Origin of the sequence: Pseudomonas sp. 2822-15, from assembly GCF_002742515.1 — a bacterium.
Classification (GTDB): Bacteria; Pseudomonadota; Gammaproteobacteria; order Pseudomonadales; family Pseudomonadaceae; genus Aquipseudomonas; species Aquipseudomonas salomonii.
The window spans coordinates 1-24,867 of the sequence record NZ_LJRY01000182.1; the positions used below are offsets into that span (position 1 = coordinate 1).

A 24,867-nucleotide genomic window follows, 5' to 3' on the forward strand; every position below is an offset into this window, starting at 1 on the left:
GGTAGTTCAGTCGGTTAGAATACCGGCCTGTCACGCCGGGGGTCGCGGGTTCGAGTCCCGTCCGCTGCGCCATATTTTCCAGGTCCGATTTATCGGGTTTGAGATTGAACAGCTTGGGCTGATCATTCAGATGTTTAAAGACGGTTGAGCGTTCAGGCTCAGCTGGTCAAGCGATACGCAGCGGTAGTTCAGTCGGTTAGAATACCGGCCTGTCACGCCGGGGGTCGCGGGTTCGAGTCCCGTCCGCTGCGCCATATCTGTTTCAAGGCCCACTGAACGCCTTGGAACACAAAGTAAGCGTTAAGCTGCTTTGATCCGATAGCAAACACCCTGGTCGAAAGACCGGGGTTTTTTGTGTCTGCGATTTGGCTTTATGTGGGAGCGGCGGTGCGACGATTCGACTTGCTCGCACCGCCGCTCCCACAGTTGGATTGCCTCAGAACCCCAACTTATCCCGCAGCCCGTAATACCACGCCCCCAGCGCCGCAAACGGTGTTCGCAACAGTTGCCCGCCCGGGAACGGGTAGTGCGGCAGGTCGGCAAACGCGTCAAAACGCTCCGCCTGGCCTCTCAACGCCTCTGCCAGCACCTTGCCGGCCAGGTGCGTGTACGTTACGCCGTGGCCACTGCAGCCTTGTGAGTAATAAATGTTGTCGCCCAGGCGACCCACCTGTGGCAGGCGCGACAGGGTCAGCAGGAAGTTACCGGTCCAGGCGTAGTCAATCTTCACATCCTTGAGCTGCGGGAAGGCCTTGAGCATCTTCGGGCGGATGATCGCTTCGATGTTGGCCGGGTCGCGTGCGCCATACACCACGCCGCCGCCGAAGATCAGGCGCTTGTCACTGGTGAGGCGGTAGTAGTCCAGCAAGTAGTTGCAGTCCTCGACGCAGTAATCCTGCGGCAGCAAGGTCTTGGCCAGTTCATTGCCCAGCGGCGCGGTGGTGATGACCTGGGTGCCGCACGGCATCGACTTGGCCGCCAGCTCCGGCACCAGATTGCCCAGGTAGGCATTGCCCGCCACGATGATGAACTTGGCCCTGACCTTGCCCTCGGCGGTGTGCACCACCGGGTTGGCGCCGCGCTCGATGCGCACCGCCGCCGATTGCTCGTAAATCGTGCCGCCCAGGGATTCCACCGCCGCGGCTTCGCCCAGTGCCAGGTTGAGCGGGTGAATGTGCCCGCCGCTCATGTCCAGCAGGCCGCCGACATAGTTGTCACAGGCCACCACTTCGCGGATACGGCGCTCATCCAGCAGCTCAAGCTGCGTATGGCCGTAGCGCTCCCACAGGCGCTGCTGCGACTCCAGGTGGCCCATGTGCTTGCTGTTGAGTGCAGCGAACACGCCGCCGTCCTTCAGGTCGCACTGGATCTGGTACTTGGCCACGCGCTCACGAATGATCCTGCCGCCCTCAAACGCCATCTGCCCCAACAGTTGCGCCTGCTTGGGGCCAACGCTGCGTTCGATCACGTCGATGTCGCGGCTATAGCTGTTGACGATCTGCCCGCCATTACGGCCCGAGGCGCCAAACCCGACCTTGGCGGCTTCCAGTACCGTTACGCGAAAACCGTTCTCCAGCAGAAACAGCGCGCTGGACAGGCCGGTGTAACCGGCGCCAATCACGCACACATCGGTTTCGACTTCACCTTGCAGCACCGGGCGTGGCGGAGCCGCATTCGCGGACGCGGCGTAATACGACTGGGGGTAGGGGGTGTTCGCCATCCTGGAACCTCTGTTTTATATTTTTTACGAGTGCGCCGATCCTACCTGAGTTGAAAATTGCCTGCCAGCCACCCAAAAATCCCAGGCATGCCTTTCACAAATAAAAAATTCGCATATTCATAGGGTTAGCTGCAAAAAAGAGGTTGACACACCCTCGGAATTCCGTAGAATGCCGCCTCACAGCAGGCACGTAGCTCAGTTGGTTAGAGCACCACCTTGACATGGTGGGGGTCGTTGGTTCGAGTCCAATCGCGCCTACCAAACAAAATCCGCTCTGCTGGGCGGTCTGGAAGGGCTCACCGAAAGGTGGGCCCTTTTTTGTTGTCTGCGATTTGTAAAACTCCCTTCTCAACACTCTCGCCGCCATCGTTAAGCGTTTACCCGTCGTGTTACTGCTCTTCTGCACGTTTATCGAAGGCCTCCTGGGCGTTCTTGACCGCGTCAGAATATTGGAGCGTCCACCTGTACAACGCACGAAATGGCTCTTCCAGCGTATGCCCCAGGTCGGTAACGCTGTATTCGACGGCCACCTGAGAAGAGGGAATGACCCGGCGCGACAAAATGCCGTTACGCTCCAGGCGACGCAGGCTTTGCGTGAGCGCTTTTTGCGTTATGCCATCGAGTCGACGTTTGATTTCGTTGAAGCGCAGCGGGCTTTTACACAGCGTTGCCAGTATCAATACGGACCACTTGTCCGCGATCTGATCGAGCAATACCCGGCTTGAGCAATCAGCGGCGTAGACGACTGGAGAGCTCCGGTTTTGTTCCAGCACCTGAATACCTTGTTCCTGCATGTGGTTTCCTCGCGTAAACCTGAGCACTTAGAAGTGCCTTATTGATATTAGGTATACATCTTATACCATCAGATCTCCTTTTCGCTCGGAGCATCTTTCCATGAGTTCTACCCAGCTCGACTCTCTGTTTCAGCCGTTCACGATCAAGTCTTTGAGCCTGAAGAATCGAATTGTAATGGCCCCTATGACGCGGGCTTTCGCCAAGGGCGGTGTGCCTGACGAGCAAATTGCCGCCTATTACCGCAAGCGCGCGGAAAACCAGGTCGGGTTGATTCTGTCTGAGGGGACCGTCGTGGATCGTCCTGGCGCGCGTAACATGTCGGGGATTCCGTTTTTCCATGGCGATGAATCACTCGCCGGCTGGAAGGCAGTCATCGACGGTGTTCACAGTGCCGGTGGCAAAATGGGGCCGCAGATTTGGCACGTAGGGGCTGCGCCCAGTTTCCAGGAAGACTGGGCACCCGCCGGTGGGTTTGAGAGCCCGTCCGGGCTTGCCGGCCCGCAGAAACCACTGGGGCAGGCCATGAATGATGAGGCGATTGCCGACACCATTGCGGCGTTCGCCAAGGCCGCCGCTGATTCCAAGCGACTGGGTTTCGATACGGTCGAAATACATGGGGCCCACGGATACCTGTTGGACCAGTTTTTCTGGCCGGGTACGAACGAACGCGCCGACCGTTTCAATGGCGTAACGATCAAGGAGCGCTCACGGTTCGCAGCGGAAGTGGTCAAGGCCATTCGCGCAGCCGTAGGCCCGGATTTCCCGGTGATTCTGCGTCTGAGTCAGTGGAAGCAGCAGGATTACAGCGCCCGTTTGGCGACAACCCCTGAAAGCATGTCCGATTGGCTGGTGCCGCTGGTGGAAGCCGGCGCGGACGTTTTGCATTGCTCTCAACGGCGCTTCTGGGAAGCCGAGTTTCCGGAACTGGACGGCGAACAGGGTCTGAATTTTGCCGGCTGGGCCAAAAAGCTGACGGGCGCTGCGACTATCAGTGTCGGCTCTGTGGGCTTGTCCGGCGACTTCCTCGGCGCCTTCAGCGGCGAAAGTTCCCAACCGGCAGCGATCGACAATTTGGTAAAGCGATTGGAGAACGAGGAGTTTGACTTGATCGCTGTCGGACGGGCACTGCTGAGTGACGCGCAGTGGGTAAGGAAAATCCGATCGGGTAACTCGGCCGACTTGAAGCCTTTTGACGTAAAAGACTTGGCCGAGCTGGCCTGAGTTTCGCATCTGCGGCACGTGCAAAACCTTGAGTGTTGAAGGGCTCACCGAACGGTGGGCTCTTTTTTTTGGGCTGGAATTTTGGCAATACCTGCCCGGACCGCTTGGCGGGTTACTGCGTTGAGACGTGGATTAACAGAAAAGCGTCGCCACCGATAACAGGCAGATAATCTGTGCAAACATCTGGCAGCGTATCTCACCATTTGTTGTCGCCATACTTTGTTGTCCGGCGTACATAGCGTTTGCCTCCGTCGGTACTACTGCGCTGTATCGCGCAGCACCCTGCTGAGTATAGGTATGGAACGAGATCCATGCTGTGGAGCCGACTTAAGGTTATTGAGCGCCGCTGGGTTAATGAACCTGGCGCAGATTTACCCGGGTTTGGCGCGCCCAAGGCATACTGAACGGCGATTGAATTCAACCCAGGGAGTCTGTGATGGCATTGGCAATGGAAGTATCGTTCGACGTGACGGCGCAGGAGCGTGAGGCCATCCTCAAGCCGCTGAGGGCTTACAACCGCAGCCACACCGGCAAGATGCCGTCCGAAACGGTCGGCATTCTGCTGCGTGATCCCGCTTCTCAAGAGGTGGTCGGCGGTCTTTACGGCGAGATTTCCTTTGGATGGTTGTTCATTGAGCTCTTGAGCATTCCCGACCAGATGCGCACCCAAGGTACGGGCACACGATTGATGCGTGCGGCGGAAGACTTGGCCCGTGAGCGCGGGTGCGAGGGCATCTGGCTGGACACTTTCAGCTTCCAGGCGCCCGGGTTTTATCGCAAGCAGGGTTTCACTGAGTTTGGCCACATTGCCGATTTCCCGCCGGGCCATAAACGCCATTTTTTCCACAAGCGCTTGAGCTGAACGCCCGCAAAGCGCCGGGCCATCCGGCGCCAATCACCGACAAAATTTATTGGTTTGCAGCAACAATTTTTCTTGTTGGACACCTCCCGCCCCCAAGCAGCACAGTTGCCGCCACTGACGCTCGACCTTCCAGGTCAACAATAAAAAACCACGTCGGGCTGCACGCCACTTTCATGCTGTGAACCCTTTGTTCACATCCTGCCGTCATGGCGCCGCAGCGCGCATTCTAGGACTTTATCGTCATGCAAACTGTTGTGAACCTATGGCCGTTGATCGGCGTACTTGTCATCGTGGTTGGCTTCGTCCTGCGCTTCAATCCGTTGCTGGTGGTGACCGCCGCCGCCATCGCCACCGGGCTTGCCGCCCACTTCCCGCTGGAAAAAATCCTCGCCAGCATGGGCGAAGGTTTCCTTCAGACCCGCGCCCTGCAATTGATCCTGTTGCTGCCCCTGGCCGTCATTGGCCTGCTGGAGCGCCATGGCCTGCGCCTGCATGCGCAGAACTGGATCGCCCGCTTCGAGCGCGCCACGGTGGGGCGCTTGTTGATCATGTATCTATTTGTGCGCGAGTCCACGGCAGCCATGGGCCTCACCAGCCTGGGCGGGCATCCGCAGATGGTGCGCCCGTTGTTGGCGCCGATGGCTGAGGGCGCCGCGGAAAAACGCTACGGCAAGCTGCCGGACAAGGTGCGCCACAAGGTGTTGGCGATGTGTGCGGCGACCGACAACGTCGGGCTGTTTTTCGGTGAAGACATTTTTGTCGCCTTTGGTGCGATTGCGCTGATGCACACCTTCCTGCTCGGTTCGGGAATTGATGTAGAGCCTTTACACATTGCGGTGTGGGGCATTCCGACGGCGATTTGTGCGTTTATCATCCACGCGATTCGTCTGCATCGATTTGACCGCAGGCTGACTCGCGAGATGACGCCCGTCGCCACGCCGGTGGAGGCTGCGCAATGATCATCTCCATCGATTACCTGTACTGGCTGGCCGGCATTCTGTTGTTGATTACCGCCGGCATGATTCTGCTGGATCGAACTCATCCCAAACGCTGGTCCAGCGCGGTGTTCTGGCTGTTATTCGCCATTCCGTTCCTGGTCGGGGAGCGCTTGCCACCGGTGGTTATCGGCGTGGGCGTGGTGATCATGGCCTTGATCGCAGGTTTGGGCGGCGTGGGGCGTGGTACGCATGCCCAGTTGCATGACAAGTCTGCCCGCGCCAGTGCCGGTCGGCTTGGCCACAAGCTGTTTATCCCGGCGTTGGCCATTCCGCTGACCACCGTGATTGGCTCGGTATTGCTCAAGCACACCGAAATCGGCGGTGTGCCGCTGCTGGATCCGAAAAACACTACGTTTGTCTCCCTGGGCATTGGTTGCTTGATCGCCCTCGGCCTGGCCTGCTGGTTGACCCGCGACACACCGGTGCAAGCCTTGCGCGAGTCCCGGCGCCTGACCGAAGCCTTGGGCTGGGCCATGGTGCTCCCGCAAATGCTCGCCATGCTCGGCTTACTGTTCAATGAAGCCGGGGTCGGCACCGCGGTTGCCCATGTCACCACCACCTACATCAACCTGGATTTCAAGCTGGTGGCGGTGATGGTGTATGTATTGGGCATGGCGCTGTTTACGGTGATCATGGGCAATGGTTTTGCCGCGTTCCCGGTGATGACCGGCGGTGTCGGCGTGCCGGTGCTGGTGGGCATCTATGGCGGCAACCCGGCGGTGATGGCGGCGATTGGCATGTTCTCCGGCTATTGCGGCACGTTGATGACGCCGATGGCGGCCAACTTCAATATTGTCCCGGCAGCCTTGCTGGAGTTGCCCGACAAGAACGCGGTCATCAAGGCGCAGCTGCCCACGGCACTGATGATGCTGGTGGTCAATATTGTGCTGCTCTACCTGTTGATGTGAGGCGAGGATGCAAACGTTACTGTTGATGGGCTTCGAGCCCTTTGATCAAGACCCGGTCAACCCGTCCTGGGAGGCCGTGCGCCAGTTGGATGGGATGCTATTGGGTGAGGGTGTGCAGATTGTTGCGCGCCGACTGCCCTGTGCATTTGCCTTGGTGGAGGAGTGCCTGGCTGAGTGGATCACCCAATTGCGCCCGGCGATGGTGATCGCCACGGGGCTTGGGCCTGGGCGCGACAGCATTTCCATGGAGCGGGTGGCGATCAACGTTAACGACGCGCGCATCCCTGACAACCTGGGTGCGCAACCCGTCGATACGCCGGTGGTGGTCGATGGGCCGGCCGCGTACTTCAGCACATTGCCGATCAAGGCCATGGTCAAGGCGCTGCGCGAGGCCGGTGTGCCTGCGGCGGTTTCGCAGACGGCGGGCACTTTTGTGTGCAATCAGGTGTTTTATCTGTTGCAGCATGCGCTGGCCGGCACGGGCGTGCGCAGTGGCTTCATCCATGTGCCGAACCTGCCGGAGCAGGTGGTGGGAACCGGGCTGGCATCAATGCCATTTGTGACAACCGTTGAAGGCCTGCGCCTGGCGGTGCAGGTGGCATGGAGCACACAGGTGGATGTGGTGCAGGCCGGTGGCCAGGTCAGTTGACCCGGCTCGCGGTGTTCAGGCTTCGCGCCTGGGGAAAAACAACTCAAAACAGGTCACTCCGGCCTCACTGGTGACACTGTAGCGACCGTTGTGCAGCTGCATGATGGTCGCCACGATCGACAGCCCCAGCCCATTGGATTGGGCTGAACGTTCCCGCGACTCATCCACCCGGTAAAAACGCTCGAACAGGCGCGGCAAATGCTCGGCGGGAATGGTTTGCCCCTGGTTGCTGACGCGCAGGTTGATACCCTCGGCCTCTGGAATGGCCTGAATCAGCAACTGCGAACGGGGTGCGCCGTACTTGATGGCGTTTGCACATAGATTTGCCAAGGCGCGGCGCAACAGCATGGGTTCGGCCCAGATCAGGCCTTCGCCCTCGGCCTGAATGTGAATATCCACATCGCTCGCCAACCCTTCGAAGTAGTCCGCTATACGCTCCACTTCATCCGCCGCATTCAGTTCCTGGCGTTGGCGCAGTGCGCTGGCCGGGTCGGTACGGGCGAGAAACAGCATGTTGTCGAGCATTCGCGCCAGGCGTTCGAGTTCTTCGACATTGGACGCCAGCAGTTGCTGGTAGCTCTCGACGTTACGGCTCTGTTGCAGGGCAACCTGGGTTTCTCCCAGCAAGTTGTTGATCGGCGTGCGCAGCTCGTGGGCCATGTCGGTGGACACCTGACCCAGTTGTACAAAGCCCTTGGCCAACCGTTCAAGCATGGTGTTGAAGGCGTCGATCATCGGCAGCAGCTCTTTGGGCGCGCCGTGGCTGTCGAGGCGTTCGGCCAGGTTGCCCACGCCGATGCCCTGGGTGTGCACGGCCAGGCGCCGCAGCGGCACCAGCCCGCGGTGCACCAGCAGGTAGCTGACGATGGCGAGGATGACTGCAGCGATGCTGGCGAGGATAAACACGCTTAAGCGATAGCTGGCGAGCATCGCCGTGCGTTCGGTCATCAGGCGCCCGGTGGTGACTTGCAGGCTGCCCAGGTCGCCCGAGGCGATGGACGCGGCCACGGTGGCGAAGGGCACGCCATTGATACCGGGTAAATGGTGTACGTCGGCAAAGCCCAGTTCACGGTTGGTGGGCACAGGCGGCACATCCGGCATTGCAATATTGCCCGGGTTTACCAGCAGCAACGGCTTTTGCCCCGGCGCCGCGATGCTCAGCACCGACTCGCTGTTGCCCAGCATGTTCTGGAACAGCTCCGGCTTGGTCTTGATCAGGTCCAGGGTGTTGCTGTCCTTGAGCAGGTTGCGCAACTGGTCGGCGCGATAGATCAGCGCGGCGTCGTCACGCTTGATCAGTTCACGCTCAAGCTCGCGGTACAACGCAACGCCCAAGGTGGCGAGCAGGGCGAAGGCGAGCAGGGCGAAGATCAACGCCAGGCGCAGGGTCAGCGAATAATGGCGGAGACGGTTCATGGCTGGGTGTCGAAGCGGTAGCCGATGCCCCGCACGCTGTGGATCAACTTGAGCTGGAACGGGTCGTCGATTTTCAGGCGCAGGCGCCGCACGGCGACGTCGACCACATTGGTGTCGCTGTCAAAGTTCATGTCCCAGACCCGCGAAGCAATCATCGAGCGTGATAACACCTGGTCCTGATGCGTGGCGAACAGGTGCAGCAGGGCGAACTCCTTGTTGGTCAGCGTTATGCGCGTGCCGCTGCGGGTGACGCGGCGCTTGAGCACGTCGATCTGCAGGTCGGCGATGTGCAGCTGTTCTTCTTCGCGACTCGGGCCGCGACGCGTCAGGGTACGCAAGCGCGCGACCAGTTCGGCGAAGGAGAAGGGCTTGATCAGGTAATCGTCGGCGCCCAGTTCCAGGCCTTTGATGCGGTCGGCGATGTCATCGCGAGCGGTGAGGAACAGCACCGGCGTGTCGGCCTCTTTGCGCAGGCGGCGCAGCACTTCCCAGCCGTCCATTTTCGGCATCATCACATCCAGCACGATCACGTCGAAGGGCGTTTCCAGTGCCTGGTGCAAGCCGTCTACGCCGTCGCGGGCGAGGCTCACCGAGTACCCCAGTTCCTGCAGGCCATTGAGCAGGTAATTGCCGGCCTTGGGTTCGTCTTCGACTACGAGGATGTTCATGGGAAATGCCCTGGTTCGTTGCGTTGCGCAAGTGTAGCCGGATCAATTGTCACTGGGGCAACCGATGCCTTGTACCTGGTAGTCCAGCACGTGTTCGCGGTCCTGGGAGTCGAGGTATTTGAGTTGCGCCGGGACGATTCCGCATTGGCCGTAGGTGTCGGTGCTCGACAGCACTTTGGCCACGTCCAGGTGCACGAAGAAGCCGGTTTTGTCGTGGATCACGTTAGCGTCGGGGGCGGTGTCGGCAGCGAACGCGGAACCGGTGGCAAGCAAAGCGGCAAAGCCGAAAATAAACAGTTTCATGGCAGTAGCTCTCTTTAAGGGTGGGCTGCCGGGGCTGGCAGTGAGTTCACAGTAACCAGGCACCCCAAACAGCCAACCAACAGGATGATGACAAGTTTGTAATGCGTGGCTTAAGGCTGGCGGCCGGACGCTTCAAGGATCAGGTCGGTGATTTCCTTGGCGTGGGACACCAGCGACAAGTGGCTCGACGGCAGTTCGATGGTGGTGGCGTTCATGCGCTTGGCCAGAAAACGCTCCAGGTCCGGGTTGATGGTCTGGTCATTGCTCGACACCGCGTACCAGGACGGTTTGGTGTGCCAGGCGGCATTCACCGTGCGGCCGCTGAACAGGGTCTTGGCGATCGGCTGTTGTACCGCGTACAGCTCCAGGGCTTTGGCGCGCGGCACGTCGGCGGCGAAGTACTTGAGGAAGGCGTCCTGGTTCAGCGTCAGGTAACCGTCGTGCTCGACGACACCGGCACGCACCGGCGTGCTGGGGTACTTGGCAGACAGGGCGACGAAGTCTTCGTTGGCGTCGGGTGCGCGGGCGGCCACATACACCAGTGAGCTGACCTTGGGGTTCGCCCCGGCATCGCTGACCACGGTGCCGGCGTAGGAGTGACCGACCAGCACGGTAGGGCCGTCCTGTTGGTCCAGCACGCGGTTGGTGGCAGCGACGTCATCGGCCACCGAAGTCAGTGGGTTCTGGACGGCGGTCACATGCAGCCCGGCGGCCTGCAGGCGCGTAATCACTTCGGACCAGCTCGAGCCGTCAGCCCAGGAGCCGTGCACCAGCACCACGTTGTTGGCCTTGACCGGCGCGACAGTGTCGGCCATGGCGGTGCCGGTGCCCAGCATCAACAGGCTGGCGGCGATCAGGCAGAGTTTGCTGGCAGGTTTCATCGTGCGGCCCTTCATCATCAGTGGGAAGTTGTGCCACCCGATGTGGGTGACTGACGACGCCACTGTATGAAGCGAGGGTGCTGACAAGGCTTACAGGTTCATTACAAACCGGTAATCCAAACGCCAGGTCCGCCAGGTGTGCTACTGGCGTTTACAAGCGAGAAGGTGCCCCGTAGATTGCATCGGGCCGATTATTTGTTACCGCCTATGAGGAAGCCACGCAGTGTCCATCCGAGGTTCAGTTGTGTTTAACCAGCGTTACCGCGCCTTCCTGTTCGATATGGACGGTACCTTGCTCAACTCCATTGCCGCCGCCGAGCGTGTGTGGAGCATCTGGGCTGAACGCCACGGTCTGGAGGTGGCGGCGTTCCTGACCACCATTCATGGCGCACGCGCCATTGACACCATTACCCGTCAGGCGCTTCCAGGTGTGGATCCCGACGTTGAAGCGCAGTGGATTACCGAGGCGGAAATCAACGATGTCGAGGGCGTGGTGGCGATTCCCGGTGCTGTCGAGTTTCTCAATAGCGTGCCCGGTGATCAATGGGCACTGGTCACGTCTGCGCCCAAGGAGCTGGCGTTACGTCGCCTGGCAGCGGCAGGTATCGCGCCCCCAGCTGTGCTGGTAACGGCCGAGGACGTTGCCAGCGGCAAGCCGGATCCTGCTTGTTACGTGTTGGGCGCCCAGCGTCTGGGTGTGCCGGTGCAGGATTGCCTGGTGTTCGAAGACGCTGCGGTGGGGATTCGTGCCGGGGAGGCGGCCGGCGCGGATGTGCTGGTCGTCACCGCTACACACCTGACGCCGATCGCCACGGCGCATGCCTGCATTAACGACTATCAGCGGCTGCAGGTTCTGCGCGACTCTGAGGGCACGTTGCGCTTGCAGCGCCTGGAAGGCTGAAACGAAAAAGCCGAGCCCGTTATCGGTCTCGGCTTTGTGAGCAGGAAGGGGGGTGGGGTGGCGCCTGCAGTCGGCTGCTCTTCATGCCTTGGCGCGATAGCACCATTTCCCTGAGGATTTCATTGGCAAGCCGGGCAATCGCCTCGGGGCCACGGTAGTGCGCGCGCACGATGCCGGTAATCGCGAAATGGTCGGTTTCCGGGCAACTCAGGATGGCGGAAAGGGTGCCGTCAGCGTGTAACGTGCAGGTGACCGCATAGCTGGGCAAACGCGCCGCCAGGGCCGCTTCGATTTGAGATTTGCTCAGGGTATCCATCTGCGTCAACGCCTTTCAGAAACCGTGCAAGCCCAAGCATAGATCCTGCCGCCGACCTGTAAATACCGGCAATCTGATAGCAGATTCGCGGTTATCAACGTGCGGTTTTCGGATGCTCGCGTTGCGCGGCACGCTGGCATAATTTGCGCAAAATGGCTTTCTGGATAGGTTGCAGGCAGAACACGAACAGGTAACCGCACAAGAAGAGTGTAAGTTCCATCGACGAACGCTTGCCGGGGTCACTGACTGTTTCGATCTCGAACTTCACGCCATATCCCAGCACCACGAAGGCCAGCCCAATCAGCAGGGCAATCCCCCAGGACTTGGAGACAAGCGGTTGTTTTGCAATCGGCCTCATCGACGTGCTCCTGAACGCACACTGATGGTAGGGTTATAGTCAGTGGATTCGGCCGCGAATTACGCAACAAGTTCCAGTCGCCAAGACGGTTTCATCTTGCAGCGTAGCTGAAAGCACAGAGCGCGCCGGTCATACAGGAACCGCGAGCGTGAGGAAGGGTTTTCGCCAGCCATCACAGTGAACGAAAAGGCTGGCTACTGAGTGAAGCGTCAAGGAGTCTGGTTTTTGTCCGGAGCGGTCAGGCCAGCCTGAATGCGCTGGTAGATCTCCTCGCGATGCACGGCAACATCCTTGGGGGCGTTGATGCCGATTCGTACTTGCTGGCCGCTGACGCCCAGGATGGTGATCGTAATGTCATCACCGATGTTTATGCTTTCACCAACTTTGCGGGTGAGTATCAGCATGGACTTCTCCTTGATTACTTTTAAGGACACATGTTTCAGACAGGGCAGGTGTCGGATGTGTGTAGCTTACTGCTAAGCGCTTCCCTGTGACTGCCTCTTTTAGGACGCATAGAGGCGACATTAATTCCCATGGCGGCATCATACAGGTCTGCGATACATCATTCGCATTGTTTAAGCCAACGTTTATGACGGCCAGAATAGACAGTGAATGATAAAGTTGCCTCTTTATCCTTAAAGGAGCAGGGCAGTGCGTAAAGTAGCGATGGCAATTGCGGTGTTGGCGTTGGCCGGTTGCGGGGAAGGTAAACCGGTCGACGCTCCCAAGGCCAAGCCTGCCGTGACCGAAAGCCAGCCACAAACCGGGGCGATTGCCGCTCAGGAATGGGACGTGTGGGTAGGCCCGCCGGGCCATAAGCTGCAAGCAATCACCGACTTGACTGCCTGGCTGCTTGAACATGGTTTCAATTTTTATATCGTCAAAACAGACGGCAAGGACGAGGTGTATCTAGGCCCGTTCGCGAGCAAGGCCGAGGCTGAAGCCAAGCAGGCGCTGCTGACCGAAAAGCTCGCACGTGCCAAGAAAAACGATACCGAATCCGAGGTTATCGAGCACAAGGCTGCGCAATAACCGACAGAGTGGGCGGCAACCCCGCCCACGCTTAACCGCAGGTCTTAAGGTTCACCGGGCCGACAAATTCGTTACCGCGCCCCATCACGCACGCCACAGTCTGGTTGCGCTGGCGCTCCCAGGGTTGCACCGGGTAGGTCTTGTTCCAGGCTTCATACAACTGGCGGTCCTGTTTTGACAGGCGCAAGCCGTATTGTTTGCTCATGTAAAAATACGTTCGGGCGATCATTCCGCGAATAGACGGGCGCGGCATGACTTTTTTGGCCTTGAAATCTACCTGGGTCAGGCATGAACCGTACTGCCCACGTTGCGCCGGCAGCCAGCCGAAACTGAAGTTGTTACGGTCGCCATTGACCTCGCCAATGCTCGGCACCAAGTTGTGCAGGTCGGCCTCGGCGCGCTTGAACACATCATCATGACGCGTGCAGTTTTTGCGCCCGCCGGCTTGCCAGCACTGGCGTTGATGCCCGATCTGCCAGGCCGGGACGATATGTTCCCATTCGATACGTGCGGCACGGTTGGCATTTTTGCGCGGTACGTAACCGCAGGCTTTCAAATCCACGCGGTTACCGGTGTATTTGCAGCCACAGTAGAATTCCGTGGATTGCGGGGCGTAGAGCTTCCAGGCGACTTTCTTGGCCTCGCTGAAGGTTCGAGGCGCCTGGGCGTTGGCGGTAACGGCAAAAAACAGGCAAAAAACAGCAATAAAACGGCCACTCATTGAATCAATCTTCCTTCGGCACAACCCAGAAAATCTGCACGCCGCCGTCATCCCGGTAGGCGAGGGTGACGTTGTCGTTCTCCGCAATCTCCTCCAGCAAGCGCGCCCATTCCTCCTCAGGCTCATCCGGCAAGCGGAAGATCAAGGCTGCCTTGGCTTTCTGGGCATTGGTCGAATTGATGATTTTTTGCACGCGAACGGCAAGGCGTGCGTACGCGTCAGGGGTTGGCGCTGCAGAAGAGGACGTTGCCACGGAGTATTCCTTAGTGTGCTGTACGGGCATACAGTATTTAACTGTTACGATTTTCGCAACTGCTTAAAATTCAGGAGCTTTGTCTGGCAGCGTTTTCAGCGAGGTCATGCAGCGCGGGGAGTTGTATCGAGGTGTAAGAGGAGAGGTAGAAGCGGGTGAACCCGCCTCTACCCGTGTTAGGGGGATCAGTATTCCCAGAACATCCGTTGCAGCTCTTTGCTGTCCTGGGTCTTGGTCAGGGCAACCATCGCCAGAATCCGGGCTTTTTGTGGGTTCAGGTCATGTGCGGCGACCCAGTCGTACTTGTCGTCAGGCTGTTCGGCATTGCGCAGAACGAAACCGCCGGCATTCACGTGGGAAGAACGAATGATCTGCACGCCTTGCTTGCGCAGTTCCTGCAGGGCCGGCACGACCTTGGAAGACACCGAACCATTGCCGGTACCGGCATGGATGATGGCTTTGGCACCGGCCTGGGCCAGGGCTTTGACCGCGGTGTCGCTCACGTTGCCGTAACCGTAGGCGATTTCCACATCCGGCAGGCTCTTGATGGTCTTGATGTCGAATTCGGAATCCATGGTGTGACGCTTGGCAGGCAAGCGGAACCAGTAGGATTTGCCTTCAACCACCATGCCCAGCGGGCCCCATGGGCTCTTGAACGCTTCAGTCTTGATGTTGATCATTTTGCTGACGTCGCGACCCGATTGGATCTCGTCGTTCATGGTCACCAGCACGCCCTTGCCGCGCGCGTCTTTGCTGCCGGCAACGGCCACGGCGTTGTACAGGTTGAGCATGCCGTCCGCCGACATGGCGGTACCAGGGCGCATGGAACCGACCACCACGATTGGCTTGTCGGTTTTTTCCACCAGGTTGAGGAAGTAAGCGGTTTCTTCCAGGGTGTCGGTGCCGTGGGTGATCACGATACCGTCCACGTCCTTGCTGTCGGCCAGCTCGGCAACGCGGCGGCCCAGCTGCAGCAGATTTTCGTTGTTGATGCTTTCGGACGCAATTTGCATCACTTGTTCGCCGCGTACGTTGGCGATCTGACTAAGCTCAGGAACGCCGGCGATCAGTTGTTCGATGCCGACTTTGGCCGCCTGGTACGTGGCACTGTTGGCCGCACTGGCGCCGGCGCCAGCAATGGTGCCGCCGGTGGCGAGGATCACCACATTGGACAGTTTGGTCTTGGTTTCAACTTCCTTTGCCTGAGCGGCAACGGGGAACAGCAGCAGGAGGGCGAGGGCGCCCGGAACAAAAGTCTTCAGTGCAGATTTCATTATTTTTCTCTCTGGTTTTTGATGAGTGCTGTAGCAGGTTCATCGAGAACACCCGGGCCGTTCTGAATGCCACGAGGTGCTTGGAAAGAGCAGGATTTGTACCAAGCCCATGATGTTCGCGGTCATAAATTAACGTGTTGATTTAAAACAACTTATATTGAGTTTTAAGCTGGGTTGGCGACATGCTCGTCCGGCATTCCGAACAGCAGGGTGGTATTGCGTTCGGTTGTCCGAAAACCCTGATGGAATATCAACGGTGAGTGTGTGACTTGGGCGCCATAGCCTGTCGTTTTAGACAAGGACGGGGAGAGGCTGAGGTTTAATCCTGCGACCCGCAGGGTGTAAGGGAAACTAACGGAGCGCCTGGATGAAAGACGCTTTTCACCCGTTGACAAATCTCGACAAGGTTCTCATAGTTTGAACAACGCAAACGTTTGCGAGATGTTTCACAGTGCAAGCGTTGCTCACAATAATCATAAGATCGGAGTGAACCCATGAAGCTGCCATTTGCTGGACGTCTTCTTGCTGTCGCTGTGCTTGCCGCCGCATCCGCTGCTCTGCCCCTTTCCTCTGCCTTTGCCGATGACGCCGCCGCCAAACCCAAGGTCGGCCTGGTGATGAAGTCTCTGGCCAACGAATTTTTCGTGACCATGCAGGACGGCGCCAAGACTTATCAGAAAGAACACGCTGCCGATTTCGACATGATCACCAACGGGATCAAGAACGAAACCGACACCAGCGCGCAGATCGATATCGTCAACCAGATGATCCTCGCCAAAGTAAACGCCATCGTGATCGCTCCGGCTGATTCCAAGGCGCTGGTCACCGTGTTGAAAAAGGCCTCCGATAAAGGCATCAAAATCGTCAACATCGATAACCGCCTGGATGTCGACGTGCTGAAAAGCAAATCCTTGAATATCCCCTTCGTAGGCCCTGACAACCGCAAGGGCGCGCGCCTGGTCGGTGAAGAACTGGCCGAGCACCTCACCAAGGGTGATGAAGTCGCCATCATCGAAGGCGTATCCACCACCACCAACGCCCAGCAACGCACCGCGGGCTTCAAGGATGCGATGGATGCCGCTGGCATGAAAATCGTGTCTACCCAGTCCGGTGAGTGGGAAATCGACAAGGGCAACTCGATTGCCGCGGCGATGCTCCAGGCAAACCCGAACATCAAGGCACTGCTGGCCGGTAACGACAACATGGCACTGGGCGCCGTCTCCGCCGTGCGTGGCGCAGGCAAGGCAGGCAAAGTACTGGTTGTAGGCTATGACAACATCGAAGCTATCAAGCCGATGCTGCAAGACGGCCGTGTACTCGCAACGGCCGACCAGGCTGCTGCCCAGCAAGCGGTGTTCGGTATCCAGAACGCGCTGAAGCTGATCAAGGGTGAAAAAGTCGACGCGGTTGACGGCATGATCGAAACCCCAGTCGAACTCGTCCTCAAGAAGTAATCCTGGCAGCACCCAACAGCGCCCGCTCGTCCTGAGCGGGCGCCTGGAGATTTTCCTATGTCATCTTCCGCCCCGAACGCTGTCCTCTCGGTCAGCGGTATCGGCAAGACCTATGCCCAACCGGTGCTGTCCGACATCACCCTGACGCTCAATCGCGGGGAAGTGCTGGCGCTGACCGGTGAGAACGGCGCAGGTAAAAGCACCTTGTCGAAAATCATCGGCGGGCTGGTCACGCCGACCACCGGGCACATGCAGTTCAATGGCCAGGATTACCGTCCGGGCAGTCGCACCCAGGCCGAAGAGCTGGGCGTGCGCATGGTCATGCAGGAACTCAACCTGCTGCCGACCCTGACCGTGGCCGAAAACCTGTTCCTGGACAACCTGCCCCGCAACTGTGGCTGGATCAACCGCAAGCAACTGCGTAAAGCCGCGATCGAAGCCATGGCCCAGGTGGGCCTGGATGCGATCGACCCGGACACTTTGGTTGGAACGCTGGGCATTGGTCATCAACAGATGGTCGAGATCGCCCGCAACCTGATCGGCGACTGCCATGTACTGATCCTCGACGAACCCACGGCCATGCTCACCGCCCGTGAAGTCGAGATGCTTTTTGAACAAATCACCCGTCTGCAGGCTCGGGGCGTGGCGATTATTTATATTTCCCACCGGCTTGAAGAACTCGCCCGGGTTGCCCAGCGCATCGCAGTACTGCGCGACGGCAAGCTGGTGTGCGTCGAGCCGATGGCCAATTACAACAGCGAGCAGCTGGTGACCTTGATGGTCGGCCGCGAGCTGGGTGAGCACATCGACCTGGGGCCGCGCACCATCGGCGGCCCGGCGCTGACGGTCAAAGGCTTGACCCGTTCGGACAAGGTTCGCGATGTGTCCTTTGAGGTGCGTGCCGGTGAGATCTATGGCATTTCCGGCCTGATCGGCGCCGGCCGTACGGAGTTGCTGCGTCTTATCTTCGGTGCCGACCTGGCCGACAGCGGCACCGTGGCTCTGGGTTCGCCAGCCCAGGTGGTGAGCATTCGCTCGCCGGTGGACGCGGTGGGCCATGGCATCGCGCTGATTACCGAAGACCGCAAGGGCGAAGGCCTGCTGCTGACCCAATCCATCAGCGCCAACATTGCCTTGGGTAACATGCCGGAAATCTCCGGTGGCGGCGTGGTCAACAGCCGCGACGAAACCGCCCTGGCCAAGCGCCAGATCGACGCCATGCGCATCCGCAGTTCCAGCCCGGCGCAGTTGGTGTCCGAGTTGTCGGGCGGCAACCAGCAGAAGGTCGTGATTGGCCGCTGGCTGGAGCGCGACTGCGCGGTCATGCTGTTCGATGAGCCAACCCGTGGCATCGACGTCGGCGCCAAGTTCGACATTTATGCCTTGCTCGGCGAATTGACGCGCCAGGGCAAAGCGCTGGTGGTGGTATCGAGTGACCTGCGCGAATTGATGCTGATCTGTGATCGCATCGGTGTGCTGTCCGCCGGGCGTCTGATCGAGACCTTCGAGCGCGACAGCTGGACCCAGGACGAATTGCTCGCCGCCGCCTTTGCCGGCTATCAGAAACGTGACGCGCTGCTCAACGACGCAGTGCTTAGGGAAACCCCATGAAAACCACCTCTTCCCCGGGCAAAACCGGCGGCAACTTCTACGGCCTGGGCACCTACCTGGGGCTGGCCGGCGCCTTGCTCGCGATGATTGCGCTGTTCTCGGTGCTCAGCGACCACTTCCTGTCCTATGACACCTTCAGCACCCTGGCCAACCAGATCCCGGACCTGATGGTGCTGGCCGTGGGCATGACGTTCATCCTGATCATCGGCGGCATCGACCTGTCGGTGGGCTCGGTGCTGGCATTGGCTGCCTCGGCGGTCAGTGTGGCGATTCTCGGCTGGGGCTGGAGTGTGTTGCCGGCCGCGTTGTTGGGGATGGGCTGCGCCGCACTGGCAGGCACCATCACCGGTTCGATTACCGTGGCCTGGCGCATTCCGTCGTTTATCGTGTCCCTTGGCGTGTTGGAAATGGCGCGTGGCGTGGCCTACCAGATGACCGGCTCGCGCACCGCCTATATCGGTGACTCCTATGCCTGGCTGTCAAACCCGGTGGCTTTCGGGATTTCGCCGTCGTTCATCATTGCCCTGTTGGTGATCATCGCGGCTCAGCTGGTGTTGACCCGAACCGTGTTCGGCCGCTACCTGATCGGCATCGGCACCAACGAAGAAGCCGTGCGCCTGGCCGGTATCAACCCCAAGCCCTACAAGATCCTGGTGTTCAGCCTGATGGGCCTGTTGGCCGGTGTGGCGGCGCTGTTCCAGATTTCCCGCCTGGAAGCGGCGGACCCGAATGCTGGCTCCGGCCTGGAGCTGCAAGTGATCGCCGCCGTGGTGATCGGCGGCACCAGCCTGATGGGTGGACGTGGTTCGGTTATCAGCACCTTCTTCGGTGTGCTGATTATTTCGGTACTGGCCGCCGGCCTTGCGCAGATCGGCGCGACGGAGCCCACCAAACGCATCATTACCGGCGCCGTAATCGTGATTGCCGTGGTCCTCGACACCTACCGCAGCCAGCGCGCCAGTCGGCGGGGCTGAACCATGGCAACGATCAAGGATGTGGCCGCGCTTGCAGGTATTTCCTACACCACCGTGTCCCATGTGGTGAACAAGACGCGGCCGGTCAGCGAGCCTGTGCGCATCAAGGTGGAAGCGGCGATCAAGCAATTGGACTACGTGCCGAGTGCCGTCGCGCGCTCGCTCAAGGCCAAGACCACTGCGACCATCGGCCTGCTGGTACCCAACAGCCTTAACCCGTATTTTGCCGAGCTGGCGCGGGGTATCGAGGATTACTGCGAGCGTAATGGCTATTGCGTGATCCTCTGCAACTCCGACGACAACGCCGAAAAGCAGCGCAGCTATTTGCGCGTGTTGCTGGAAAAGCGCATCGACGGCCTGATCGTGACTTCGGTAGGCGGCGACGACAGTGGCCTCGCCGCAGGCTTGAGCGCGGTGCGCACGCCCATGGTGATTGTCGACCGCGCACTGGACGGCATTGATGTCGACCTGGTGCGCATTGACCATGAGCAGGGTGCCTACCTGGCGACCCGGCATTTGCTGGAGCTCGGTCACCGCGACATCGCCTGCATTGGTGGCCCCAGTCATACACGGGTGGCGCAAATGCGCCTGGCCGGCTATCACCGCGCGCTGCGTGAGGCGGGCGTGGAAGTGGCAGCCAATCGCACCCAGGAAAGCGACTTCACCAGCACCGGTGGTTATGCAGCGGCGGTACAGCTGCTGTCGGAAAACCCGCCCAGCGCGATTTTCGCAAGTAACGATATGATTGGTTTCGGCGTGTTGCGTGCAGCAGCCGAACGCAATATTCGCGTGCCAGGCGAGCTGTCGGTGATTGGTTTTGACGATATTCAAATGGGCCGTTACGTGTACCCGGCGCTGACGACGGTCGGGCAGTCGATCGTGCAACTGGGCGAGACGGCGGCCGAGCTTTTACTGCGACGAATTGCAACACCCCAACTGCCGATCGATCAGCGCATCGTGACGCCGAGCATTGTTTTGCGTGAGTCGACGGCGCCGTTTGCCGGTGTGTTCGCCCAATACCGCTGAACCGAATTGATGAGTACTGATGTATGCCAGCAAAAGTAGTGGTAATAGGCAGCTTGAACATGGACCTGGTGACCCGCGCCAGTCGCTTGCCGCGCGCCGGTGAAACCCTGATCGGCCAGACGTTCTCCACCGTTCCGGGTGGCAAGGGCGCCAACCAGGCGGTGGCCTCTGCACGCCTTGGCGCTGAGGTGGCGATGATCGGCTGTGTGGGCACGGACGCCTACGGCGCGCAATTGCGTGACGCGTTGCTGGTGGAGGGTATCGATTGCCAGGCCGTCAGCACGGTGGATGGCTCCAGCGGCGTGGCGTTGATCGTGGTGGATGACAGCAGCCAGAACGCGATTGTGATCGTGGCCGGCAGCAACGGTGAGCTCACGCCTGCGTCGTTGCAGGCAGCTGATGCGGTCGTGCAGGCGGCAGACGTCATCGTCTGTCAGCTGGAAGTGCCGATGGACACGGTTGGTCAGGCGCTCAAGCGCGGTCATGAGTTGGGCAAGACCGTGATCCTCAACCCGGCGCCGGCCAGTGGCCCGCTGCCGGAGGAATGGTATGCCTCGATCGATTACCTGATCCCCAACGAAAGCGAAGCCAGCGCCCTGAGTGGTGTGACGGTCGATTCCCTCGACAGCGCCAAGGTGGCTGCGACGCAGCTGCTCAAGGCGGGCGCCGGCAAAGTCATCATCACCCTGGGTGCCCAGGGCGCGTTGTTTGCCGATGGCAAAGGCTTCGAGCATTTGCAGGCGCCCAAGGTCAAGGCGGTGGACACCACGGCTGCCGGTGACACCTTTGTCGGTGGTTTTGCCGCGGCGCTGGCCAACGGTAAAAGCGAAGCTGAAGCTATCCGGTTCGGCCAGGTGGCTGCCGCGCTGTCGGTCACTCGGGCCGGTGCGCAACCCTCTATTCCTACGCTGCAGGACGTACAAGGTTTTATGCCCTCATGAAAAAGACGCCATTGCTCAATATTGCGCTGTCGCGCGTGATCGCATCCCTTGGCCACGGTGACATCCTGGTGATCGGTGATGCCGGCTTGCCGGTGCCGCCAGGTGTCGAGTTGATCGACCTGGCGCTGACCCAGGGCATTCCGGATTTCATCAGCACCTTGCGCATTGTGCTCAGCGAGATGCAGGTAGAAAGCCACGTGCTGGCCGAGGAAATCCTGCTCAAGCAGCCACCTGCGCTGACGCCGCTCAATGTGTTAACCGAACAGGCCGCCTTGGGCGAGCGCCGTTTGGTCAGCCACGAAGATTTCAAGCAGCTCAGCCGCAAGGCCCGCGCGGTGGTGCGCACGGGCGAGTGCCAGCCGTATTGCAATATCGCGCTGGTGTCCGGCGTTACCTTCTAGAGTTTCCCTACGACAAGGAGTGTTTTATGCAACGTGGTCTCCCAACCCTGAAGAATCTATTTCGGAGTGTCCTGCTTTTGTCCGCACTCACCGCAGCCAGCGCCCACGCGGCGGAAAAAATCGACCTGATCATCGACACCGACCCAGGCGCCGATGACGTCGTGGCGTTGCTGTTTGCCATGGCGTCCCCGCAGGAGCTGAGCATTCGTGCGCTGACCACCGTCGCCGGTAACGTGCGCCTCGACAAGACTTCCCGCAACGCGCGCCTGGCCCGCGAGTGGGCAGGGCGCGAGGACATCCCGGTATACGCCGGCGCGCCAAAACCCATGCTGCGCACGCCGATCTATGCGGAGAACATCCACGGCAAGGAAGGCATTTCCGGGGTCGCCGTGCATGAGCCGAAAAAAGGCCTGGCCGAAGGCAATGCCGTTGACTACCTGATCAAGACCCTGAGCACCGCCAAACCTCACAGCATCACCATCGCCATGCTCGGCCCACAGACCAACCTGGCACTGGCGTTGACCCAGGCGCCGGAGATCACCCAAGGCATCAAGGAAGTGGTGGTGATGGGCGGGGCGCATTTTAATGGCGGCAATATCACCCCGGTAGCTGAGTTCAACCTGTTCGCAGACCCTGTTGCGGCTGAAATCGTGCTCAAGAGTGGCGTCAAGCTGACTTACCTGCCGCTGGACGTGACCCACAAGGTGCTGACCAGTGATGCGCGTCTGAAACAGATTGCCGACATCAAGAACAATGCGAGCAAGGTGGTGGGCGATATTCTCAATGAATACGTCAAGGGCGACATGGAACACTACGGCATCCCGGGTGGCCCGGTGCATGACGCTACCGTGATTGCCTACCTGCTCAAGCCTTCCCTGTTCAGCGGCCGTGAAGTCAACGTGGTGATCGACAGCCGCGAAGGCCCGACCTTCGGCCAGACCGTCGTCGACTGGTATGACGGCCTCAAGCAGCCGAAGAACGCATTTTGGGTCGAGAACGGCGACGCCCAAGGCTTCTTCGATCTGCTGACCGAGCGCCTGGCCCGTCTGAAGTAAGCTGTTTGCCGGTCGGCGCTCGCCGGCCGGGTCTTATTCGCGCTCGGGGTTGTGGGCGCCCATGTGGTCGGCCGGGTATTTCTCGAATACCTGGCCGATGAAGGCCTGTGCGGCCTGCGTGCCGAGTTCCTTGACCAGCAGGTCGATTCCGATGATGGCCAACTCCTCCGTGCTTCCGGGGCTGTAGGAGCTTTGTCCTTGAGGCCACTTGGCTTTGATGTCGGCTTGGAGGGTTACGGTGCTCATGGTCGGGGCTCGCGGGGCTGGAATGCTGGACAGTGCGCTGGAGCGCGCTTCTAACCGGGGCAGTTAACCATTTTTGCGCAGCGTTTGGCAGTGCTACTTAGGCATGAGACGTTTCGGGATGAGGCCGATGCTGTGCGACACTGTTGCCCTATTCAACTACCGGGGACACCAGGTGCAGATCGATTTGAACAACCCCGATAACCTCACGCTGGATGCCGTGCGCCAATTGCTCGCCAGCGCCAGTGACGACGAACATACCCAGTTGCGGGTGACCAAGGGCGGAATCGCCTATATTTCGTCCGGGACGGCCGTAGGCGGAGTCGACATCGACGGCCTGCTGTTTCGCCTCGAGACCTGGGCCAAAGGTTCGGGTTATGTTGGTAACGTCGCCGCCAGCGATGAGGTCTGGGTCCGGCAGATTTTCAATGCGCTCCAGCAGAACTGGCCAAAGCCACCGTTTGACTACATCGATATCTACTGAATTCGTTCATATCTGGTGACGATTGATCGGGCGAATGCTCGCCGTGAGTCAGGCAGACTTACCCTTCGGCGATTTACGTCTTGAAACCAAACCGCCAGATCGCTGTCGCACGATCTCTGTCCATTTTTTTCATAGGAGGCTTCATGCCTTGGAAGCTCGCATCATTCGGTACTTTGTTGGCAGCACTCGCGTTGGCGGGTTGCAGCACCCCGGGTGCCCCTGAGCCAGGCAAGGATGCCGCCGTTGCCGGTGCAGGTCACACCCGCTGCGAATCGAAGGCCGCCGAATTCGCCATCGGCCAGAAAGCCTCGCCTCAATTGCTGGAGCAGGCACGTACCCGTGCCGGCGCGCAGAATGCACGGATCCTCAAGCCTAACGACATGATCACCCTGGAATACCGCTCCGACCGTCTGAACCTGAACACCGACGACAACCTGGTGATCACGCGGGTCAACTGCGGCTGATCGCCCTGCGGCTTTTGCAGCGCCCATAAAAAACCCCGTCACATGGACGGGGTTTTTTTTGCTCAGCGGAGAATTACTCGCCGCGAACCTGTGCAGCTTGCATACCCTTTTGGCCTTTCTCAGCCACGAAGGAAACGGTTTGGCCTTCTTTCAGGCTTTTGAAACCGTCGCTTTCGATAGCTTTGAAGTGTACGAACAGGTCGTCACCGCCACCTTGAGGAGTGATGAAGCCGAAGCCTTTTTCATCGTTGAACCATTTAACGGTGCCGGTTTGGCGATTAGACATGGTGTATCTCCAAGAAACATATATTTTCAGTAGTGCTGTGCTGCTCAGGCCAACTGGGCACACCGGGGTATCATAGTCGAAATGTTCGGCTTGTAAGCCCCCCCAAGGCATTGTTTGCTAATCAATAGCGTTGCGTTTAGTGCCTTGGTCGGCTGAAAGCCCCGATTTACGGGGCTTTGCTGCGAAATATCAGCTGTTAAAAAAAGCCGTAAAAGCTGCGTAATTTGTGCGAAATGGCAGTTTTCAGGCTGTTTTTTCAGTCAAATGGCCGTCTGATCAGAGGTCGTGGTTATTTTTTCTTCACGACTTTGCAGGACGAAATCGCCGCGACAGCTTTGTTTTTCAGCTCCGGCTTGGCGTTCTGGTTGGTCATGAGTTCCTTGATTTCGGCAGTGCTCAATTCGGCATTGATCTTGTCGGCGCCGCATTCGCAATGGTCTTTGGCGGTTTTGGCATCAACGCTCTGGCTGGCGGCGGCACTGCAATCTGCAATGAAGCTGTCGCGGGCACCGGCTGGCCAGTTCGACGGGGCGGCAGCCTGCGCGCCGAGGGAAAGGAGGGTCAGGGAAGCGGCGAGAGCGAGGGTCGAGGTAAAGCGCATCATGAAGTGCTCCTTTGATTCGTGGGCAAACAGCGATTCTCAGCGGGTTTG

General features: G+C 59.4%; 31 protein-coding genes and 2 tRNA genes. 18 read left to right on the top strand and 15 right to left on the bottom strand.

The features are described from left to right. Positions 1 to 177 precede the first annotated feature (177 nt). Positions 178 to 254, top strand: a tRNA-Asp gene (locus tag AOA59_RS11420). 182 nt (positions 255 to 436) lie between these two features. Here AOA59_RS11420 and AOA59_RS11425 read toward each other — a convergent pair. Further along, the gene (locus tag AOA59_RS11425; protein ID WP_099487401.1) at positions 437 to 1,720 is read right to left on the bottom strand and encodes an FAD-binding oxidoreductase; all 1,284 of its coding nucleotides are present in this window, start codon (positions 1,718 to 1,720) and stop codon (positions 437 to 439) included. A 184-nt stretch (positions 1,721 to 1,904) separates the two neighbouring features. Between AOA59_RS11425 and AOA59_RS11430 the strand changes: the two genes are divergently transcribed. Then, positions 1,905 to 1,981, top strand: a tRNA-Val gene (locus tag AOA59_RS11430). A 128-nt stretch (positions 1,982 to 2,109) separates the two neighbouring features. Here the strand turns inward: AOA59_RS11430 and AOA59_RS11435 are convergent. Then, the gene (locus AOA59_RS11435) at positions 2,110 to 2,514 is read right to left on the bottom strand and encodes a helix-turn-helix domain-containing protein (RefSeq protein WP_099487402.1); all 405 of its coding nucleotides are present in this window, start codon (positions 2,512 to 2,514) and stop codon (positions 2,110 to 2,112) included. A gap of 100 nt (positions 2,515 to 2,614) precedes the next feature. Between AOA59_RS11435 and AOA59_RS11440 the strand changes: the two genes are divergently transcribed. The 5 genes from AOA59_RS11440 (at position 2,615) to pcp (ending at position 7,153) form a co-directional block, all read left to right on the top strand. After that, positions 2,615 to 3,736, top strand: a complete 1,122-nt coding sequence (locus AOA59_RS11440) for an NADH:flavin oxidoreductase (protein ID WP_099487404.1) — start codon at positions 2,615 to 2,617, stop codon at positions 3,734 to 3,736. A 436-nt stretch (positions 3,737 to 4,172) separates the two neighbouring features. Then, on the top strand, positions 4,173 to 4,598 hold the full coding sequence (locus AOA59_RS11445) for an N-acetyltransferase (RefSeq protein ID WP_065911803.1): 426 nt from the start codon (positions 4,173 to 4,175) through the stop codon (positions 4,596 to 4,598). Between the two features lie 242 nt (positions 4,599 to 4,840). Then, positions 4,841 to 5,557 carry a DUF969 domain-containing protein gene (locus tag AOA59_RS11450; RefSeq protein WP_058419829.1) on the top strand — a complete coding sequence of 239 codons (717 nt, stop codon included), beginning with the start codon at positions 4,841 to 4,843 and terminating at the stop codon, positions 5,555 to 5,557. Then, the gene (locus AOA59_RS11455) at positions 5,554 to 6,504 is read left to right on the top strand and encodes a DUF979 domain-containing protein (RefSeq protein WP_065911808.1); all 951 of its coding nucleotides are present in this window, start codon (positions 5,554 to 5,556) and stop codon (positions 6,502 to 6,504) included. Before AOA59_RS11450 ends, AOA59_RS11455 begins: the two co-directional genes overlap by 4 nt. A gap of 7 nt (positions 6,505 to 6,511) precedes the next feature. Further along, a complete protein-coding gene (pcp, locus tag AOA59_RS11460) occupies positions 6,512 to 7,153 on the top strand; it encodes a pyroglutamyl-peptidase I (RefSeq protein ID WP_099487406.1) in 642 nt (213 codons plus the stop codon). Between the two features lie 15 nt (positions 7,154 to 7,168). Here the strand turns inward: pcp and AOA59_RS11465 are convergent, their stop codons facing one another. The 4 genes from AOA59_RS11465 to AOA59_RS11480 form a co-directional block, all read right to left on the bottom strand. Then, the gene (locus AOA59_RS11465) at positions 7,169 to 8,569 is read right to left on the bottom strand and encodes a heavy metal sensor histidine kinase (RefSeq protein WP_099487407.1); all 1,401 of its coding nucleotides are present in this window, start codon (positions 8,567 to 8,569) and stop codon (positions 7,169 to 7,171) included. Next, positions 8,566 to 9,237 carry a heavy metal response regulator transcription factor gene (locus tag AOA59_RS11470; RefSeq protein WP_065911817.1) on the bottom strand — a complete coding sequence of 224 codons (672 nt, stop codon included), beginning with the start codon at positions 9,235 to 9,237 and terminating at the stop codon, positions 8,566 to 8,568. The genes AOA59_RS11465 and AOA59_RS11470 overlap by 4 nt, the downstream gene beginning before the upstream one ends. A 42-nt stretch (positions 9,238 to 9,279) precedes the next feature. Then, complete coding sequence (locus AOA59_RS11475; protein WP_065911818.1) at positions 9,280 to 9,540, bottom strand: DUF2790 domain-containing protein; 261 nt, start codon at positions 9,538 to 9,540, stop codon at positions 9,280 to 9,282. Positions 9,541 to 9,650: 110 nt separating this feature from the next. Then, entirely contained in the window at positions 9,651 to 10,421 is a 771-nt protein-coding gene (locus AOA59_RS11480) for an alpha/beta fold hydrolase (RefSeq protein ID WP_099487409.1), read from the bottom strand. Between the two features lie 223 nt (positions 10,422 to 10,644). Here AOA59_RS11480 and AOA59_RS11485 point away from each other — a divergent pair, with 223 nt between their 5' ends. Next, a complete protein-coding gene (locus tag AOA59_RS11485) occupies positions 10,645 to 11,322 on the top strand; it encodes an HAD family hydrolase (RefSeq protein WP_065911826.1) in 678 nt (225 codons plus the stop codon). 19 nt (positions 11,323 to 11,341) lie between these two features. On the opposite strand, the gene AOA59_RS11490 is transcribed toward AOA59_RS11485, so the two are convergent. From AOA59_RS11490 to csrA, 3 genes are all read right to left on the bottom strand, one after another. Further along, the gene (locus AOA59_RS11490; RefSeq protein WP_099487411.1) at positions 11,342 to 11,638 is read right to left on the bottom strand and encodes a hypothetical protein; all 297 of its coding nucleotides are present in this window, start codon (positions 11,636 to 11,638) and stop codon (positions 11,342 to 11,344) included. Between the two features lie 94 nt (positions 11,639 to 11,732). Continuing rightward, positions 11,733 to 11,996 carry a hypothetical protein gene (locus AOA59_RS11495; protein WP_065911830.1) on the bottom strand — a complete coding sequence of 88 codons (264 nt, stop codon included), beginning with the start codon at positions 11,994 to 11,996 and terminating at the stop codon, positions 11,733 to 11,735. Between the two features lie 209 nt (positions 11,997 to 12,205). Next, positions 12,206 to 12,400 (bottom strand): carbon storage regulator CsrA, encoded by a 195-nt coding sequence (gene csrA, locus AOA59_RS11500; protein ID WP_003192511.1) that lies wholly within the window; start codon positions 12,398 to 12,400, stop codon positions 12,206 to 12,208. A gap of 262 nt (positions 12,401 to 12,662) precedes the next feature. On the opposite strand from csrA, the gene AOA59_RS11505 reads away from it, so the two are divergent. Continuing rightward, a complete protein-coding gene (locus AOA59_RS11505; RefSeq protein WP_069786629.1) occupies positions 12,663 to 13,028 on the top strand; it encodes an SPOR domain-containing protein in 366 nt (121 codons plus the stop codon). 31 nt (positions 13,029 to 13,059) lie between these two features. Here AOA59_RS11505 and AOA59_RS11510 read toward each other — a convergent pair whose 3' ends face one another. From AOA59_RS11510 to AOA59_RS11520, 3 genes are all read right to left on the bottom strand, one after another. Continuing rightward, complete coding sequence (locus AOA59_RS11510; RefSeq protein WP_058419836.1) at positions 13,060 to 13,749, bottom strand: endonuclease; 690 nt, start codon at positions 13,747 to 13,749, stop codon at positions 13,060 to 13,062. Positions 13,750 to 13,753: 4 nt separating this feature from the next. Further along, positions 13,754 to 14,002 carry a DUF1654 domain-containing protein gene (locus AOA59_RS11515; protein WP_017138765.1) on the bottom strand — a complete coding sequence of 83 codons (249 nt, stop codon included), beginning with the start codon at positions 14,000 to 14,002 and terminating at the stop codon, positions 13,754 to 13,756. A gap of 185 nt (positions 14,003 to 14,187) precedes the next feature. Beyond that, positions 14,188 to 15,276 (bottom strand): asparaginase, encoded by a 1,089-nt coding sequence (locus AOA59_RS11520; RefSeq protein WP_056861272.1) that lies wholly within the window; start codon positions 15,274 to 15,276, stop codon positions 14,188 to 14,190. Between the two features lie 494 nt (positions 15,277 to 15,770). On the opposite strand from AOA59_RS11520, the gene AOA59_RS11525 reads away from it, so the two are divergent. From AOA59_RS11525 to AOA59_RS11555, 7 genes are read left to right on the top strand one after another with little or no spacing between them, the layout of a single operon-like run. Continuing rightward, positions 15,771 to 16,730 carry a sugar ABC transporter substrate-binding protein gene (locus AOA59_RS11525; protein ID WP_099487412.1) on the top strand — a complete coding sequence of 320 codons (960 nt, stop codon included), beginning with the start codon at positions 15,771 to 15,773 and terminating at the stop codon, positions 16,728 to 16,730. A 57-nt stretch (positions 16,731 to 16,787) separates the two neighbouring features. Continuing rightward, positions 16,788 to 18,341: a sugar ABC transporter ATP-binding protein gene (locus tag AOA59_RS11530; RefSeq protein WP_065911833.1), complete on the top strand. Its 1,554-nt coding sequence runs from the start codon at positions 16,788 to 16,790 to the stop codon at positions 18,339 to 18,341. Continuing rightward, the gene (locus tag AOA59_RS11535; protein WP_017138769.1) at positions 18,338 to 19,315 is read left to right on the top strand and encodes an ABC transporter permease; all 978 of its coding nucleotides are present in this window, start codon (positions 18,338 to 18,340) and stop codon (positions 19,313 to 19,315) included. Before AOA59_RS11530 ends, AOA59_RS11535 begins: the two co-directional genes overlap by 4 nt. 3 nt (positions 19,316 to 19,318) lie before the next feature. Then, a complete protein-coding gene (locus tag AOA59_RS11540) occupies positions 19,319 to 20,341 on the top strand; it encodes a LacI family DNA-binding transcriptional regulator (protein ID WP_099487414.1) in 1,023 nt (340 codons plus the stop codon). 23 nt (positions 20,342 to 20,364) lie between these two features. Further along, on the top strand, positions 20,365 to 21,282 hold the full coding sequence (gene rbsK, locus AOA59_RS11545) for a ribokinase (RefSeq protein ID WP_069786632.1): 918 nt from the start codon (positions 20,365 to 20,367) through the stop codon (positions 21,280 to 21,282). Further along, positions 21,279 to 21,683 carry a D-ribose pyranase gene (gene rbsD / locus AOA59_RS11550; protein WP_056861276.1) on the top strand — a complete coding sequence of 135 codons (405 nt, stop codon included), beginning with the start codon at positions 21,279 to 21,281 and terminating at the stop codon, positions 21,681 to 21,683. The genes rbsK and rbsD overlap by 4 nt, the downstream gene beginning before the upstream one ends. Positions 21,684 to 21,709: 26 nt before the next feature. Continuing rightward, positions 21,710 to 22,738, top strand: coding sequence for a nucleoside hydrolase (locus AOA59_RS11555; protein ID WP_017138773.1), 1,029 nt, complete (start codon positions 21,710 to 21,712; stop codon positions 22,736 to 22,738). Positions 22,739 to 22,771: 33 nt separating this feature from the next. Here AOA59_RS11555 and AOA59_RS11560 read toward each other — a convergent pair whose 3' ends face one another. Beyond that, a complete protein-coding gene (locus AOA59_RS11560; protein WP_056861277.1) occupies positions 22,772 to 22,984 on the bottom strand; it encodes a hypothetical protein in 213 nt (70 codons plus the stop codon). 172 nt (positions 22,985 to 23,156) lie between these two features. On the opposite strand from AOA59_RS11560, the gene AOA59_RS11565 reads away from it, so the two are divergent. Together AOA59_RS11565 and AOA59_RS11570 are read left to right on the top strand one after the other, a co-directional pair. After that, positions 23,157 to 23,465, top strand: coding sequence for a hypothetical protein (locus AOA59_RS11565; protein ID WP_065911918.1), 309 nt, complete (start codon positions 23,157 to 23,159; stop codon positions 23,463 to 23,465). Between the two features lie 143 nt (positions 23,466 to 23,608). Then, the gene (locus AOA59_RS11570) at positions 23,609 to 23,929 is read left to right on the top strand and encodes an I78 family peptidase inhibitor (RefSeq protein WP_099487416.1); all 321 of its coding nucleotides are present in this window, start codon (positions 23,609 to 23,611) and stop codon (positions 23,927 to 23,929) included. A gap of 73 nt (positions 23,930 to 24,002) precedes the next feature. Here the strand turns inward: AOA59_RS11570 and AOA59_RS11575 are convergent, their stop codons facing one another. Both AOA59_RS11575 and AOA59_RS11580 read right to left on the bottom strand, forming a co-directional pair. Continuing rightward, positions 24,003 to 24,215 (bottom strand): cold-shock protein, encoded by a 213-nt coding sequence (locus AOA59_RS11575; RefSeq protein ID WP_003234260.1) that lies wholly within the window; start codon positions 24,213 to 24,215, stop codon positions 24,003 to 24,005. Positions 24,216 to 24,504: 289 nt separating this feature from the next. Continuing rightward, a complete protein-coding gene (locus AOA59_RS11580) occupies positions 24,505 to 24,819 on the bottom strand; it encodes a hypothetical protein (protein WP_099487418.1) in 315 nt (104 codons plus the stop codon). Positions 24,820 to 24,867: the final 48 nt, after the last annotated feature.

Coding starts and splice junctions, on each gene's coding strand:
- AOA59_RS11455 (WP_065911808.1), top strand. CDS start 5,554: ATGATCATCTCCATCGATTACCTGTACTGGCTGGCCGGCATTCTGTTG.
- AOA59_RS11435 (WP_099487402.1), bottom strand. CDS start 2,514: ATGCAGGAACAAGGTATTCAGGTGCTGGAACAAAACCGGAGCTCTCCA.
- AOA59_RS11520 (WP_056861272.1), bottom strand. CDS start 15,276: ATGAAATCTGCACTGAAGACTTTTGTTCCGGGCGCCCTCGCCCTCCTG.
- AOA59_RS11480 (WP_099487409.1), bottom strand. CDS start 10,421: ATGAAACCTGCCAGCAAACTCTGCCTGATCGCCGCCAGCCTGTTGATG.
- AOA59_RS11465 (WP_099487407.1), bottom strand. CDS start 8,569: ATGAACCGTCTCCGCCATTATTCGCTGACCCTGCGCCTGGCGTTGATC.
- AOA59_RS11495 (WP_065911830.1), bottom strand. CDS start 11,996: ATGAGGCCGATTGCAAAACAACCGCTTGTCTCCAAGTCCTGGGGGATT.
- AOA59_RS11575 (WP_003234260.1), bottom strand. CDS start 24,215: ATGTCTAATCGCCAAACCGGCACCGTTAAATGGTTCAACGATGAAAAA.
- AOA59_RS11535 (WP_017138769.1), top strand. CDS start 18,338: ATGAAAACCACCTCTTCCCCGGGCAAAACCGGCGGCAACTTCTACGGC.
- rbsK (WP_069786632.1), top strand. CDS start 20,365: ATGCCAGCAAAAGTAGTGGTAATAGGCAGCTTGAACATGGACCTGGTG.
- AOA59_RS11510 (WP_058419836.1), bottom strand. CDS start 13,749: ATGAGTGGCCGTTTTATTGCTGTTTTTTGCCTGTTTTTTGCCGTTACC.
- AOA59_RS11470 (WP_065911817.1), bottom strand. CDS start 9,237: ATGAACATCCTCGTAGTCGAAGACGAACCCAAGGCCGGCAATTACCTG.
- AOA59_RS11540 (WP_099487414.1), top strand. CDS start 19,319: ATGGCAACGATCAAGGATGTGGCCGCGCTTGCAGGTATTTCCTACACC.
- AOA59_RS11580 (WP_099487418.1), bottom strand. CDS start 24,819: ATGATGCGCTTTACCTCGACCCTCGCTCTCGCCGCTTCCCTGACCCTC.
- AOA59_RS11560 (WP_056861277.1), bottom strand. CDS start 22,984: ATGAGCACCGTAACCCTCCAAGCCGACATCAAAGCCAAGTGGCCTCAA.
- AOA59_RS11525 (WP_099487412.1), top strand. CDS start 15,771: ATGAAGCTGCCATTTGCTGGACGTCTTCTTGCTGTCGCTGTGCTTGCC.
- AOA59_RS11505 (WP_069786629.1), top strand. CDS start 12,663: ATGGCAATTGCGGTGTTGGCGTTGGCCGGTTGCGGGGAAGGTAAACCG.
- rbsD (WP_056861276.1), top strand. CDS start 21,279: ATGAAAAAGACGCCATTGCTCAATATTGCGCTGTCGCGCGTGATCGCA.
- AOA59_RS11570 (WP_099487416.1), top strand. CDS start 23,609: ATGCCTTGGAAGCTCGCATCATTCGGTACTTTGTTGGCAGCACTCGCG.
- AOA59_RS11440 (WP_099487404.1), top strand. CDS start 2,615: ATGAGTTCTACCCAGCTCGACTCTCTGTTTCAGCCGTTCACGATCAAG.
- pcp (WP_099487406.1), top strand. CDS start 6,512: ATGCAAACGTTACTGTTGATGGGCTTCGAGCCCTTTGATCAAGACCCG.
- AOA59_RS11450 (WP_058419829.1), top strand. CDS start 4,841: ATGCAAACTGTTGTGAACCTATGGCCGTTGATCGGCGTACTTGTCATC.
- AOA59_RS11530 (WP_065911833.1), top strand. CDS start 16,788: ATGTCATCTTCCGCCCCGAACGCTGTCCTCTCGGTCAGCGGTATCGGC.
- AOA59_RS11490 (WP_099487411.1), bottom strand. CDS start 11,638: ATGGATACCCTGAGCAAATCTCAAATCGAAGCGGCCCTGGCGGCGCGT.
- AOA59_RS11475 (WP_065911818.1), bottom strand. CDS start 9,540: ATGAAACTGTTTATTTTCGGCTTTGCCGCTTTGCTTGCCACCGGTTCC.
- AOA59_RS11445 (WP_065911803.1), top strand. CDS start 4,173: ATGGCATTGGCAATGGAAGTATCGTTCGACGTGACGGCGCAGGAGCGT.
- AOA59_RS11555 (WP_017138773.1), top strand. CDS start 21,710: ATGCAACGTGGTCTCCCAACCCTGAAGAATCTATTTCGGAGTGTCCTG.
- csrA (WP_003192511.1), bottom strand. CDS start 12,400: ATGCTGATACTCACCCGCAAAGTTGGTGAAAGCATAAACATCGGTGAT.
- AOA59_RS11425 (WP_099487401.1), bottom strand. CDS start 1,720: ATGGCGAACACCCCCTACCCCCAGTCGTATTACGCCGCGTCCGCGAAT.